Genomic DNA, 13782 nt, shown 5'->3' with positions numbered 1-13782 from the left:
ATGGTTGGCGGCGCCCTGACCACCCGACGGTGAGATTCCGTCTGTGGATTACCGTGCTATGCGGACAGCGTCTCCGACAGTGGGACGGCACCGGTCACCCGGCCGCCTCCATGGCACGACCGACCATCTCCGCGCGCTCCTCGGCGGCCCGCCGAGGACCACCCTCGAAAGGGCTTCCTCCCTACCATGGACATACCTCCGCTCGCCGAAGTGCGCAGCCGCACTGAGAAGAAGCGGGACGCCTGGTGGACCGTCCTCCTTGTCGACCCGGTGGCCACGCCCCTGGTGCGCTGGACCGCCAAGTGGACCAGGGTCACGCCGAACCAGATCACCTGGGCGGCCCTCGTGCTGGGTCTGGGGGCAGCCGCCTGCTTCGCCCAGGGCGACTGGCTGTGGCTGATCGTCGGCGCGGTCGTGTACCACGTGAGCTTCATCCTCGACTGCATGGACGGGAAGCTGGCCCGGCTCACCGGCAACGGGTCGGAGTTCGGCGCCTGGCTCGACTACGTCTTCGACCGCATCCGCGTACTGATCTGTGCCATCGCGCTGATGGGCGGGCAGTACCAGCGGACCGGGGATGTCGCCTTCGTCTGGCTGGCACTGGCCGTCGTCTTCCTCGACATGCTCCGCTACATCGACGCGCTGCAGATCTTCAAGGTGCGCCAGGGCATGCGGACGAAGCTCCGGCAGGCCGCGGCCAAGGCCTCCGCCGTCAACCAGGCGGGCTCCCCGCAGGGTGAGGTGGCCGCCCGGATCACCGCCGAGGCCGAGAACGCGGAGGACCCCTCCGGCGAACCGGACACCGGCCGCCAGGCCGCCGTGCCCGCACTCGGCAAGGTCACGCAGGAGTCCTTCCTGCGCCGCTTCAGCCGCTACGCGCGGATCCGGGACTTCCTGATCAGCCACCGCATCCGCACCCACCTCGTGAGCGGCATCGAGTTCCAGATGGCGGTGTTCATCATCGCGCCGATCACCGGCGCGATCATGGGTGTGACGATCGGGGCCGGCGTACTGCTGGTGCTGTTCGAACTCGCCATCATCTACAAGCTGATGCTCTCCACCCGCGACTTCGAGCGCGTCATGGCCTCCTACCGCAGCACCATCGAGGCCGCGGCGGCGTCCGAGCAGGCGGCGTCCGAGTCGGCGACGGCGACGGTGCCCGAGCAGGCGGCGTCCGAGCCCGCGTCCGAGTCGCCGGCGAAGGTGTCGGCCTCGGCCGAGGCCTGAACCACCACCGCCCGGCCGGTCACGGCGGGCACTGCCGGGACACCAACCCGAGTCACCCTCCGGATCTCTCCGGCCGCGCCGGTCCCCGTCCCACGACGGGGACCGGCGGTGGTCTTTCCCGGGCCGGGAACCCGCCCGGCCCAGCACCGGAGCCATCGATGACGGACCAGTCCCCCTACGACGTCGCGCTCGTCGTCCCCTGCTTCGACGTGGCCGACCATCTCCCCCGCTTCCTCGCGTCGGTCGCCGCCCTCGACAACCTCGACCGGACCCAGGTCGTCCTGGTCGACGACGGCTCGACCGACGGCACCCGCGACCTGCTCGCCGCCTTCGCCGACCGCCGCCCGCGGGTCCGGCTGGTCACCCAGCCCAACCTCGGCCCCGGGGCCGCCCGCAACCGCGGCCTGCGCGAGGTCCGCGCCTTTCATGTCGCCTTCGCCGACGCCGACGACGTACTGGTGCCGGACGGGCTGTCGGCCATGCTGGCCTCGGCCCGGGGCAACGACGCGGACCTGGTCGTCGCCGACTTCACCAACGTGCCACTGCGCCCCTACGGACGCTGGAAGCGGTACTTCGGCGACGGCGACCAGTGCGTCGAGGACATCACCCGCCTGCCGGACCTGGTGTTCTCGGCGAGCGTGTGGAACAAGCTGTTCTCGATGCCGTTCCTGCGGCGCACCGGGGCGGCCTTCCCGGAGGGCGTGCTGTTCGAGGACGCCTGGTTCAGCATCCCGGCACTGCTGTCCGCACGCCGCGTCAATCTGCTCGACCGCCGCGTCTACCTCTACCGGCAGCGGGAGGACGGCTCCTCCATCATGGATTCCCTGCGGCAGAAGGCGGACAACTACCGCGACCACCTCGACCTCAACCTGCACCTGCTCGACCTGGGCACCCGCCAGGGCCCCGGAGCACGGCGGCTCATGGAGCGCTACGCCGCCTTCACCTACCTCGGCTTCCTGCGCAGGCTCCCCGAGGCCCCGCCGGGACTCGACATCGACGCCCTCCTGCCCGACCTGGGCAGACTCTACGGACTCCTCCCCGACGACGTACTCGACGAGTTCGTCACCAGCCGCAAGGACGCCGCGCTCCAGAGGGCGGCCAAGCAGGGCACACTCGGCGCCCTGCTGGAAGGCAGAGGGCCACGGCCCGCGCAGACCCACCGGCCGGCCGACCGCGTCTGGCAGCCGTTGCCGCTCAACCCGGCGGTCGTCGCCCACCGCGACACCCCCCGCTACCGGCTGAACGGGGACCGCGTCGAGCTGACCGGCTCGGTCGCGACCGCCGACGGCCGCGGCTTCGGCTCGCCCTGGACGGCCGGCAGCACCCCGCTCAGCGCAGTGCTGGACCCGGCGGTGAGCCCGGCCGGCACGCACCACGGTCCGGCCGTGCTCCAGACGCTGCCGGCCTCCACACTCAACGTGGCCGCCCTGCGGATCTCCGAGGGCGGCGTGCTGACGCTGTCACTGCCCCGCATCGACCCCCGGCCGGGCTGGGTCGACCTGTCCGCCATGACATGGCCGCTGCCATAGCGGAGGACATCCCGCCCGAGCCGGTCGCACCGGCCGCGGATCAGAACGGCTCGAAGCCGTCGAACTCCTGCTGCGCCTCGTCCCGTTCGGCGTCCCGCTCCCGGCGGCGCTGGGCGGCCGGGCGGGGCGCCTCGAAGCGGTGGTCCTCGCCGCGGCGGCCGAGCATCTCCGCACCGGCCGTCACCGACGGCTCCCAGTCGAAGACGACCGCGTTGTCCTCGGGGCCGATGGCCACGCCGTCGCCGCCCCGGGCACCCGCCTTCATCAACCGCTCCTCGACACCGAGGCGGTTGAGCCGGTCGGAGAGGTAGCCGACGGCCTCGTCGTTGTTGAAGTCGGTCTGGCGCACCCAGCGTTCGGGCTTCTCACCGCGCACCCGGAACAGGCCGTCCTCCTCGCGGGTCACGGTGAAGCCGGCGTCGTCCACGGCCTTGGGCCGGATGACGATCCGCGTCGCCTCCTCCTTCGGCCGGGCGGCACGCGCCTTGGCGACCAGCTCGGCCAGCGCGAAGGACAGCTCCTTCAGTCCCGTATGGGCCACCGCCGACACCTCGAAGACCCGGTAGCCGCGCGCCTCGAGGTCCGGCCCGACCATCTCCGCGAGGTCCTGCCCGTCGGGTACGTCGATCTTGTTGAGGACGACGATCCGGGGCCGGTTGTCCAGCCCGCCGTACTCGCGCAGCTCCGCCTCGATGACATCCAGGTCGGAGACCGGGTCGCGCTCGGACTCCAGGGTCGCCGTGTCCAGGACGTGCACCAGCACACTGCACCGCTCCACGTGCCGCAGGAACTCCAGGCCGAGGCCCTTGCCCTGGCTGGCGCCCGGGATGAGGCCGGGGACGTCCGCGATCGTGTAGACGGTCTCGCCCGCCGTCACCACGCCCAGGTTCGGCACGAGCGTCGTGAAGGGGTAGTCGGCGATCTTCGGCTTGGCCGCGCTGAGCACGGAGATCAGCGAGGACTTGCCGGCGCTCGGGTAGCCGACCAGCGCCACGTCGGCGACGGTCTTCAGCTCCAGGTGGATGTCCTGGACGTCACCGGGCTCGCCGAGCAGCGCGAAACCGGGCGCCTTGCGCCGCGCGGACGCCAGCGCCGCGTTGCCGAGGCCGCCCCGGCCGCCCTGCGCGGCGACGTACGAGGTGCCGTGGCCGACCAGGTCGGCGAGGACGTTGCCCGCCCCGTCGAGGACCACGGTGCCGTCGGGCACGGGCAGGACCAGGTCCTGCCCGTCCTTGCCGGAGCGGTTGCCGCCCTCGCCGGGCTTGCCGCTCGTGGCCTTGCGGTGCGGGGAGTGGTGGTAGTCGAGGAGCGTGGTCACCGACTGGTCCACCGTGAGGATCACGTCGCCGCCCCGGCCGCCGTTGCCGCCGTCCGGACCGCCGAGCGGCTTGAACTTCTCACGGTGGACGGAGGCACAGCCGTGGCCTCCGTTACCCGCGGCGACATGCAGCTCGACGCGGTCCACGAAGGTGGTCATGGAATGTGCCTCCAGTTACTACGGGATTGTCTCTTGGGTAACACGCGAAAGGCGGACCCGCTTCCCCTGGTGAGGGAAGTGAGGTCCGCCTCGCGAGAGTTTCCGATCAGGCGACCGGAACGATGTTCACGACCTTGCGGCCACGGTTGGTGCCGAACTGCACCGAACCGGCCTGCAAGGCGAACAGCGTGTCGTCGCCGCCGCGGCCGACGCCGGCGCCCGGGTGGAAGTGGGTGCCGCGCTGGCGGACCAGGATCTCACCCGCGTTGACGACCTGACCGCCGAAGCGCTTCACGCCGAGCCGCTGGGCATTGGAGTCGCGACCGTTCCGAGTGGACGATGCGCCCTTCTTGTGTGCCATCTGTTCTCAGTCCCTTACTTCGCGGCCGCGGGGATCTCAGTGACCTTGATCGCCGTGTACTGCTGGCGGTGGCCCTGACGACGGCGGTAGCCGGTCTTGTTCTTGTAGCGCAGAATGTCGATCTTCTGGCCCTTGTGGTGGTCCACGACCTCGGCCTGGACCTTGATGCCGGCCAGCACCCACGGGTCGCTGGTCACAGCGTCGCCGTCGACGACGAGCAGGGTCGAGAGCTCGACCGTGTCGCCGACCCCGGCGGTGGAAATCTTGTCAACCTCAACGATGTCGCCGACAGCAACCTTGTGCTGGCGACCACCGCTGCGCACGATGGCGTACACGCGGATCTCACTCTCTCGCTCCAGAACGGCATCCCCGCAGTCCAGCCGCCCGGTGAACACGCGAACGGCCTCTCCCGGCCGGGGCCACGACGGCCCGCATCCGGAAGGAAAGAGGTTTACGAGGATGTGACGCGTCAGTCGACACGCCGACGGTCAAGATTACGGGGCCGCACGACAGGGGTCAAACCGGGCCCCGCGCCCCGGCCGGCCACCGCCGCGGCGTACTCGGCGCGGCCCCGCCGCTCAGCCGTCGACCGCCGCCACGTACTCGGCGTAGGCCTGCCCGGCCCGCTCCGCCGACAGGTCGAGATGCTCCAGGATCGTGTACCGGCCGGGCCGGGTCTGCGGCGCGAACTCCACGGCCCGTACGAACTCGTCGTCGCCGAACCCGATCTCCCGGGCCACCACCGGCAGCCCGTGCCGGCGCAGCGTCCCGGCGATGAGGAGGGAGCCCTCGCGGTCGCCGCGCAGAAACGTCGCGAAGGCCGCGCCGATGCCCACCTGCTCGCCGTGGCTGGCCGCGCGCCTCGGATACAGCAGGTCGAGCGCGTGGCTGATCTCGTGGCAGGCCCCGGAGGAGGGCCGGGTGTGCCCGGCGATCGACATCGCGAGGCCGGAGAGCACCAGGCCCTCGGTCAGCACGGTCAGGAACGCGTCGTCGCCGCAGCCGCCGGGGTGCCGCAGCACGGCCTCCCCGGCCTGCCTGGCCAGCGCCGCGGCCAGGCCGTCGACCTTCTCGCCGCCCACCCGGTGGGCCAGCTCCCAGTCGGCGACCGCGGAGATGTTGGAGACGGCGTCACCGATCCCGGAGCGCACGAACCGGATGGGCGCCTCCCGGATCACCGCGAGGTCCACGACGAGCGCGATGGGCGCCGGCACCCCGTACGAGCCACGGCCCGCGTCGTTGTCCAGAATCGACACCGGCGAGCAGATGCCGTCGTGGGAGAGGTTGGTGGCCACGGCGACCATGGGCAGGCCGACCCGGGCCGCGGCGAACTTGGCGCAGTCGATGACCTTGCCGCCGCCGAGGCCCACCACCGCGTCGTAGTGGCCCGACTTCATGCCGTCGGCCAGCCGCACCGCGTCGTCCAGGGTGCCGCCGCCGACCTCGAACCAGTCGGCGCCGGGCAGGGACGGCTCAAGCCGCCGGCGCAGCCGCGTCCCCGAGCCGTCGCTGATCGCCACGGCCAGCTTCCCGGACTGGGAGATCCGCTGGTCCGCGAGGACGCTCGCCAGATCGTCCAGGGCGCCCGGACGGACGTCCACGACGAGCGGAGAGGGGATGAGCCTGGTCAGTACCGGCACGTGGTCTTCTCTCCTCGCGGGGGAAGGGGCGGCGACACGACTGCCCGGTGATGATGCGCCCGAGGGGGTCCGGGGAAACGTGTGGTCCTGTCCGCACGGACTCCGGGCGGACAGGACCACACGTTTTGCGACAGGTGCCGGATCAGCCCTCGTCGGTGGTGGCCGAGACCGAGGACGGCGCCTGCCGGGCCGCCGCCGCGGTCTTCTTCGACGCCGACTTCTTGGCCGTGGTCTTCTTGGCCGTCGTCGTCTTGGCGGCCGCCTTCTTGGCCGTGGCCTTCTTCGCGGTCGTCGTCTTCTTGGCCGCGGTCTTCTTGGTGGCGGCCTTCTTCGCCGTCGCCTTCTTGGCCGTCTTGCGGGCCGCCGCCTTCTTGGCCGGAGCGGTCTCCTCGGCGGTCTCCGCCTCGGGCGCCGGCACCGGCTCGGCCTGCTCCGCCGCCGGGGGCTCCTCCGCCGGCGCGGACGGGACGACCACGACGGCCGCGTCCTCGGAGGTCGTGGAGGTGGTGGGCTTGCGCACGGCCCGGCGCCGCGGACGGGCCGGGGCGGCGCTCTCGGCGGCCGGACCGGACGGCTCCGCCGAAGCCGCGGCCTCGGCGGTCTCCGGCGCGGCGGCCGGGGCCTCGGGAGCCCGCTCGGACGGCGCGCTCTCCGTGACCGTCAGCACGGCGGCCTCGGCACCGGCGGGCGAACCGGCCGGCGCGGACACCTTACGGGTGGCCCGACGCCGGGTACGGCCCTTGGGCGCGGCCTCCTCGGAAGCCGGCGCCTCGGCGGCCGGGGCCTGGGCGGCGGCCGGAGCCGGGGCGCCCGAGACGGCGTCCTCGACGGCGGCCGGCTCGGCCAGCACCTCCGCGGCGGACTCCTGCCGCACCGGACGCTCGACCTCCTCCCGCACCGTGACGTCCTGCGCGGTCGGGGCCCCGGCACGCGCGGCCTCGCCCTTCGCGGCCCGGGGAGCGCCCGCCGGAGCCGACGCACGCCGGCTGCTGCGACGCCGGCCACGGCCGCGCGTGGCGGCGGCCTCGGCCTCGGCCGCGCTGCTGTACAGGTCCTCGTCCGCGCTGAAGTCGGGCGCCGGGAGGGCGACCGGCTCGGCCACCTCGGCGGCGACCTCGGACTCGGACTCGGCGTCCGCCTCCTGCTCCGCCGTCGGTCCGGTCTCGACACCGGCCTCGTGCTCGTGCTCGTGCGGCTGCTCGGCCCCGGCCCGCGCCCGCTTGCTGCGGCGCTTGCTCCCGCCGCCGCCCCCGGCGGAGGCCGGCTGGTCCAGATGGACGATGACACCACGGCCGTTGCAGTGGACGCAGGTCTCCGAGAACGACTCCAGGAGGCCCTGGCCCACCCGCTTGCGGGTCATCTGGACCAGACCCAGCGAGGTCACCTCGGCGACCTGGTGCTTGGTCCGGTCCCGGCCCAGGCACTCCAGCAGACGCCGCAGCACCAGGTCCCGGTTGGACTCCAGCACCATGTCGATGAAGTCGATGACGATGATGCCGCCGAGGTCGCGCAGCCTGAGCTGGCGCACGATCTCCTCGGCCGCCTCCAGGTTGTTCCTGGTGACCGTCTCCTCGAGGTTGCCGCCCTGACCGGTGAACTTGCCGGTGTTGACGTTGACGACGACCATCGCCTCGGTCCGGTCGATCACCAGCGAACCGCCGCTGGGCAGCCAGACCTTGCGGTCCAGCGCCTTGGCGAGCTGCTCGTCGATCCGGTACGTGGCGAAGACGTTGACCTCGCTGGTCCACTTGGAGAGCCGGTCGGCGAGGTCGGGCGCCACGTGGGCCACGTAGCCGTGGATGGTCTGCCAGGCCTCGTCACCGCTGACGACGACCTTGGAGAAGTCCTCGTTGAAGATGTCGCGCACGACCCGGACCGTCATGTCCGGCTCGCCGTAGAGCAGCGTGGGCGCGCTGGAGCCGCTGCTCTTCGCCTTCTTGCGGATCTCCTCCCACTGCGCCTGGAGCCGCTCCACGTCGCGGCGCAGCTCGTCCTCGCTCGCCCCCTCGGCGGCGGTGCGCACGATGACGCCCGCGTCCTCGGGGACGATCTTCTTGAGGATGGTCTTCAGCCGGGACCGCTCGGTGTCGGGCAGCTTGCGGCTGATGCCGGTCATCGAGCCCTCGGGCACGTAGACCAGGTAACGGCCGGGCAGCGAGACCTGGCTGGTCAGGCGGGCGCCCTTGTGGCCGATCGGGTCCTTGGTGACCTGCACCAGGACCGACTGGCCGGACTTGAGGGCGGACTCGATACGACGCGGCCCGCCCGACATGCCGAGCGCCTCGAAGTTGACCTCGCCGGCGTACAGGACGGCGTTGCGGCCCTTGCCGATGTCGATGAAGGCGGCCTCCATCGACGGCAGCACGTTCTGCACCTTGCCGAGGTAGACGTTGCCGACGTACGAGGTGGCCTGCTCCTTGTTGACGTAGTGCTCGACGAGCACCCCGTCCTCCAGGACGCCGATCTGCGTGCGCTCGCCGTACTGGCGCACGACCATGACGCGCTCGACGGCCTCGCGGCGGGCCAGGAACTCGGCCTCGGTGATGATCGGGACGCGGCGGCGGCCCTGCTCACGGCCTTCCCTGCGGCGCTGCTTCTTGGCCTCCAGACGGGTGGAGCCCTTGATGGACTGCACCTCGTCGGACGGCTCGGACGCCTTGCGGGGCTCGCGGACCTTGACGACGGTGCGCTCGGGGTCGTCGGAGCCCGACTCGGACTCGCCGGAGCCGTCCCCGGCACGGCGGCGACGGCGCCGGCGGCGACGGCTGCTGCTGGAGCCGCCGTTCTCACCGGAGGAGTCGTCGCTCTCCTCGGCGTCCTCCTCGGCCTGCTCGGCGGTGTCCTCTGTGTCCTGGGCGGCTTGGGCGGCTTGGGCGGCCTGGGCGTCCTGTTCGGCATCGCCGTCCGCCGGGTCGCCGTCGGCGGAGTCGCCCCGGCGACGGCGACGGCCGCCCCGGCGACGGCGGCGGCGCGAGCCGGACTCCTCGGAGCCGTCGGCGTCGTCCTGGTCCTCGCCCGACTCGTCGGAATCGGAATCGGAATCGGAGTCCGCGTCGGCGTCGGCGTCCGCGCCGGTCCTGTCCTCCGGCTCCTCCCGCGGGGCGGCGGCGGGAGCCCGGTCCTCGGTGGGCTCCTCGGCAGCGGCACCCCGGCGCCGACGGCGGCGGCGCGCCCCGGCGGACTGCTCCTCCGGGAACTCCTCGCTCTCCTCGGCCGGCTTCTCGGCCGGAGTACCGGCCGCCTCGGCGGCGGCCTCGGCCGCGGCCCGCTCGGGCGTCTGGAACTGGGGCTCGGCGAACACGGGCGCCTGGAACACGGCGACGGCCGGACGCGAGGGGCGCTTCGGAGCGTCGGCCTCGTCGGCGGCTCCGGCGGCGGTCTGCGCGGGCGCGGCGAAGCCGGAGGCGGCCTTACGGGTGGACCGGCGGCGCGCACGACGCGGCGCGGCGTCCTCGACCGGCTCGGCGGGCGCGGGCGCCTTCGCGGCTTCCGGGGTCTTCGCGGCTTCGGGCGCCTTCGCGGCTTCCGGGGCCGGGGCGGGCTCGGCGGCGGGCGCCGGCTCGCTCACGTCGGCACCGGCAGCGGCGTCGGCGGGCGGCTCGGTCGGGGCGGACACGCGCCGCGTCGCACGACGGCGGGTACGGCCCTTGGGCGCGGCGTCCTCGGAGACCGGCGCCTCGGCGGCGGGCGCGGGCGCCTCGACGGACCGGGGGGCCTCCTCGGCGGACTCGGCGGCGGCCGGCTCGGTGGGCGAGGTCACACTGCGCGTGGCACGACGGCGGCTGCGGCGCGGGGCGGCACTCTCGACGGCCTCGGCGGCCGGCTCGGGACCGGCGGGCGCGGGCGTCCCGGCTTCGGCGGACGCCGGAACGACGGTCTCGGCGACCTCCGCCGACGCCGGGGCCCCGACGGGAGCGGAGGCGCGGCGCACCGCACGGCGCCGCGGCCGGGCCGCGGGCTCCGAAGCCGGCTCGGGCACGGCGGCAGCCTCTTCGGCCTTCGCCTCTTCAGCCGTTTCCGTCTCTTCCGCTTCCGCCTCGTCGGGCGCAGCGGTCACCTCGGCCGGCGCGACGGTCTCGGCCGGCGTGTCGGAGGCGCCGGACGGCGGACCCGCCGGGCGGGACGCGGCCCTGCGCCGACGACGCGGCGGCAGGGTGTCGCTGGGGGTGTTCGCTTCGGAGTCCTTCGGGGTGGTCGAGGACTCTGTGGGTTCGGTCGGTTCGGGCATGCGGGGGTTTCTCCCGTCAGGCTCCCGGGCGCCGCGCCTGGTCCGGCATCGATCATGTCGACCGCCAGTGACGTCCGCGGCTCGCGCGATGCGCGATCGCCGCCGTCCGGGGCGCGGGCGCCGCTCGGAAGCTCTCCGTGTCTTGTCTCGCCGGTTCCGTACCCCTTGTCGTGCACGGCCTGGCGAAAGTCTTGTGGTCGGTGCGCTGCCCGACCCAGGTGGCTCCCGAGTTCGAGGGCGGCGCTACGGCGTGCGTCCCTGCGCGGAACCTTCCTTACGCCGACGCCTTCGCGGCGGCGGAAGCGGCGGCCGGTTGCGGCTCGGGCGCTTCTGCCTCGCGGTCGGGCGCGAGCGGGTCGGTCACCGCACCGGTCTCTTCATCGAACAGCCCCTGCGCCAGCCTGGTCACCGCTGCGGGGACCGGCGGCGCCAGGTCGGCCACGGCGCGAAGACCGGACAGGACGTTGTCGGGTCGTACGGCAGGCGTCACGTGCCGAACAACCAGCCGCAGTATCGCACAGGGCTGGTCGGTCGGCCTATCAGCCGGTGAACCGTGCGTGGTGAGGCTCTCGAGACTCACCACGGCGGAGCGGGTGTCGAAGGTGCGGACGCCGTTCTTCGTACGGCGCTGGACCTCGACCGCCGGGGCCGAGTTGAAGGCCGCCACGGCGCGCTCGGCGTCCGCGGCCTCCACACCGGCCAACCGCAGCTCCCACACGGAGGCCGTCAGCCGGTCGGCGAGCCCGGAGGTCCGGGCCTCGACCGCGTCGACGATGTCGAGCCCGCCGGGCAGCGACTCGTCGAGAAGCAGCCTGAGCCGCTCCGGGTCACGCGCCTCGGTGAGCGCGATCTCCAGATACTCCGCCTCACTGCCCGTGCCGGTGGGTGCGGCATTGGCATACGACACCTTCGGGTGCGGTGTGAACCCCGCCGAGTACGCCATGGGTACATCGGCGCGGCGCAGCGCACGCTCGAAGGCGCGCTGGAAGTCACGGTGGCTGGTGAACCGGAGGCGGCCGCGCTTGGTGTAACGCAGTCGGATGCGCTGCACCGCGGGAACGGGCGGCGGGCCTTCGGGCTGTCGCTTGCCCAGTTTCTTCAGTCCTTCGTCGAAACGGTCGTACTCCCATCAAGAGTACGTGCCTCGGCGACGGATGGTTCCCACCCATCGTGGTTGCTCCTCCGCCATCCGCTCGGCGACATCCGCACGCACCATGCCCATGTGCACGTACGGCGTGCCGTTGTGGGCGACGACAGGGCGCAGCGCCTCCCACGCCCTGTCTGGGCGGCCAAGAGCCGCAAGGCCATCCTGTAACACAGAGGTCGCCCGTTCGGCCGTCGTGCGGCCGTCTCGCCACGTCTGCATGTCCATCACTCGGCACCGTGGCCTTCCCGCAGGTGTGTCCGCAGAACCACGTTCGCATCGGATACCTTCGAGTAGTCCCCGACCGATCGCGCGTTGGTCCGAGCCACAGCGATACCGAGGCATACGCCGCAGCCGGCCACGGCGTCCGGCTCCCCGACCGGAGCCGTCAGGTGCACCGGCCCCGCCATCGTCGTCTTCGGTTCACTCATCTCGTACGGCCTCCCAGCGTGGATCTCGCTGCGATCCATCCTTGAGGCTCCGGTGCCGCGGTTCTACGTTCTTTCCTGTTGGGGCAAGAACTCGTCCCGGATGCTTTCGACCAGGGCGCGCATGTCATCGCCGAAGAGCGCCGCATCAGCGAACCGCTCGAAGGTGTCGAGGTACATCTGTATGTCCCTGGGGTCCCGTGTCGTGATCTCGGAGTGGAAGGTCTCCACGATCACGAGCCGGTCATCGTGGATGCTGAAGCACGTCATGGGGAAGTCCGGCATCCGACCAGTCAGGGGCACTACGCCAACGGTCACGTTGGGAAGCCGGGACAGGGAGACGAGTCGGTCCAGTTGGGTGGCCATGACGGCCGGCTCGCAGATCAGCCATCGCAGGACGTGCTCACAGATCACAAAGCAGAACGACCGGCCGGCTTCGTAGAGCGTCGACTGTCGCTCCATGCGCGCGGCCACGGTCCGGCTCCTGGTCTCGTCCGGCAGAGCCGGGGGCAGGGAAAACACCGCCGTGGCGTATTCCGGTGTCTGGAGCAGTCCGGGGACGAGTTGCCCCTGAAACAGCCTGAGAGCAGCCGTGTTGGCCTCGATGGCCTTGATGGCGTTCTGGTGCTTCCACGGACCCATACGACGCAGCAGACGCCACGCTGTGGCCTCGGTGACCTCGGCTCGGGCAGATGCGAGGAACTGCTCCTTCACGACGTCCGAGACGCCGAGCGCGGACAGGAGCAGGTCGACATCCTGAATGGTGGGCAGGGTCCGCCCGTTCTCGATCTTCGACAGTTTCCCCGCGGACATGGAAGCCCTGCGGGCCACCGCGTCACCGGTCAGTCCCGATGCCGCCCGCAGCGCCCGCAGGGCTTTCCCGATCGAGTCCGTGATCAGTGGTGCCGCTCCCAGTAGGACGCGAACGGCACGGCGTGAGCGAGCGCCATGTCTCGGTGACTCCGGTACTCCGCGAGCCGGTCGGCGGGCAACAGCTCACCGCCGACGAACTTGCCCTCGACGGTGTAGTGCATCCGGTACACGTCGCGGTTGTCGAAGAGCCAGAAGTCGTGATCAGGCAAGGCCGTTACTTCCTGCTCGGCGAGATCGATGATCCCGATCGACTCGCCCGCCTTGATGTTGCCGGGGTATGCGGCCAGTTCGTACCGGAGGTAGTCCGTCAGCGGAGAGCGCAGGACATGCACGCGCGACACGCTCTTTCCCTTGTCCGTCATCGAGCGGACCCACGGGTTGTCGTCCCAGTCCGGCCCCATGTCTTCACCAGCCAGGAACCGCGCGAACTCCTCGCGCTCTTCCTCCACGTCGTAGACCGCAAGGGTTTCCAGCCGGAAGGCCGTACGCTCGAAGCTCTCGAAGAGACGGCCGAACTCCTCACCCGTGAGCACTGAAGTACTCCTCAAGGACTGCGGCCGGGATCAGGACGGCCGTCTCTCCCCCCGGGGCATGTCGAGCTGCGTCAGCCGCTCGGTGTCTGTGATCACGTATCCCTGCACCACGTAGTTCTTGCCGTCGTCCGTACCCCAAAGCGTCGGGCACGTGCCGTTCTTGCAGTCCGGGTCTCCCGACAGCTTCCGCAGCGGTGCGCCCACGGCTTCCCCCTCACCTCGACGGTCGGTGTCCCGACCGATGCTTCCGGCCTGCGGGCAGCGGGGTCAAGATCCCCGTCTTTCCGGAACAGGAAAGCCGCTCACCCATCCGGGAACCACACCCGACAACGAGCGATGCTC

General features: G+C 71.8%; 11 protein-coding genes. 2 read left to right on the top strand and 9 right to left on the bottom strand.

Annotation, left to right across the window (positions count from 1 at the left end):
- Positions 1-186 precede the first annotated feature (186 nt).
- Together AC4IHM_RS22195 and AC4IHM_RS22190 are read left to right on the top strand one after the other, a co-directional pair.
- Positions 187-1227 (top strand): CDP-alcohol phosphatidyltransferase family protein, encoded by a 1041-nt coding sequence (locus tag AC4IHM_RS22195; protein ID WP_490868757.1) that lies wholly within the window; start codon positions 187-189, stop codon positions 1225-1227.
- Positions 1228-1385: 158 nt separating this feature from the next.
- A complete protein-coding gene (locus AC4IHM_RS22190; protein WP_490868756.1) occupies positions 1386-2756 on the top strand; it encodes a glycosyltransferase family 2 protein in 1371 nt (456 codons plus the stop codon).
- Between the two features lie 40 nt (positions 2757-2796).
- Here AC4IHM_RS22190 and obgE read toward each other — a convergent pair whose 3' ends face one another.
- The 9 genes from obgE to AC4IHM_RS22145 all read right to left on the bottom strand — a co-directional run bounded on the left by obgE (position 2797) and on the right by AC4IHM_RS22145 (position 13644).
- Positions 2797-4233: a GTPase ObgE gene (gene obgE / locus AC4IHM_RS22185; RefSeq protein WP_490868755.1), complete on the bottom strand. Its 1437-nt coding sequence runs from the start codon at positions 4231-4233 to the stop codon at positions 2797-2799.
- A gap of 106 nt (positions 4234-4339) precedes the next feature.
- Entirely contained in the window at positions 4340-4594 is a 255-nt protein-coding gene (gene rpmA / locus AC4IHM_RS22180; RefSeq protein ID WP_037935795.1) for a 50S ribosomal protein L27, read from the bottom strand.
- 14 nt (positions 4595-4608) lie between these two features.
- Positions 4609-4929, bottom strand: a complete 321-nt coding sequence (gene rplU, locus AC4IHM_RS22175) for a 50S ribosomal protein L21 (RefSeq protein WP_490870897.1) — start codon at positions 4927-4929, stop codon at positions 4609-4611.
- Positions 4930-5172: 243 nt separating this feature from the next.
- The gene (locus tag AC4IHM_RS22170; protein ID WP_490868754.1) at positions 5173-6234 is read right to left on the bottom strand and encodes an iron-containing alcohol dehydrogenase family protein; all 1062 of its coding nucleotides are present in this window, start codon (positions 6232-6234) and stop codon (positions 5173-5175) included.
- Positions 6235-6376: 142 nt separating this feature from the next.
- On the bottom strand, positions 6377-10462 hold the full coding sequence (locus tag AC4IHM_RS22165) for an Rne/Rng family ribonuclease (protein ID WP_490868753.1): 4086 nt from the start codon (positions 10460-10462) through the stop codon (positions 6377-6379).
- Positions 10463-10736: 274 nt separating this feature from the next.
- On the bottom strand, positions 10737-11513 hold the full coding sequence (locus tag AC4IHM_RS22160) for a TIGR03936 family radical SAM-associated protein (RefSeq protein ID WP_490868752.1): 777 nt from the start codon (positions 11511-11513) through the stop codon (positions 10737-10739).
- A gap of 587 nt (positions 11514-12100) precedes the next feature.
- On the bottom strand, positions 12101-12907 hold the full coding sequence (locus tag AC4IHM_RS22155; RefSeq protein ID WP_490870896.1) for a helix-turn-helix domain-containing protein: 807 nt from the start codon (positions 12905-12907) through the stop codon (positions 12101-12103).
- Positions 12908-12930: 23 nt separating this feature from the next.
- Positions 12931-13440, bottom strand: coding sequence for a DUF6879 family protein (locus tag AC4IHM_RS22150; RefSeq protein ID WP_490868751.1), 510 nt, complete (start codon positions 13438-13440; stop codon positions 12931-12933).
- Between the two features lie 30 nt (positions 13441-13470).
- Positions 13471-13644 carry a hypothetical protein gene (locus AC4IHM_RS22145; RefSeq protein WP_490868750.1) on the bottom strand — a complete coding sequence of 58 codons (174 nt, stop codon included), beginning with the start codon at positions 13642-13644 and terminating at the stop codon, positions 13471-13473.
- Between the last annotated feature and the right edge of the window lie 138 nt (positions 13645-13782).

This window comes from Streptomyces sp. SL06, assembly GCF_058244745.1.
The sequence above is the reverse complement of the archived record's forward strand: the minus strand, read 5'-3'. Positions and strand labels throughout refer to the sequence as shown.

Coding starts and splice junctions, on each gene's coding strand:
- AC4IHM_RS22195 (WP_490868757.1), top strand. CDS start 187: ATGGACATACCTCCGCTCGCCGAAGTGCGCAGCCGCACTGAGAAGAAG.
- obgE (WP_490868755.1), bottom strand. CDS start 4,233: ATGACCACCTTCGTGGACCGCGTCGAGCTGCATGTCGCCGCGGGTAAC.
- AC4IHM_RS22190 (WP_490868756.1), top strand. CDS start 1,386: ATGACGGACCAGTCCCCCTACGACGTCGCGCTCGTCGTCCCCTGCTTC.
- rpmA (WP_037935795.1), bottom strand. CDS start 4,594: ATGGCACACAAGAAGGGCGCATCGTCCACTCGGAACGGTCGCGACTCC.
- AC4IHM_RS22165 (WP_490868753.1), bottom strand. CDS start 10,462: ATGCCCGAACCGACCGAACCCACAGAGTCCTCGACCACCCCGAAGGAC.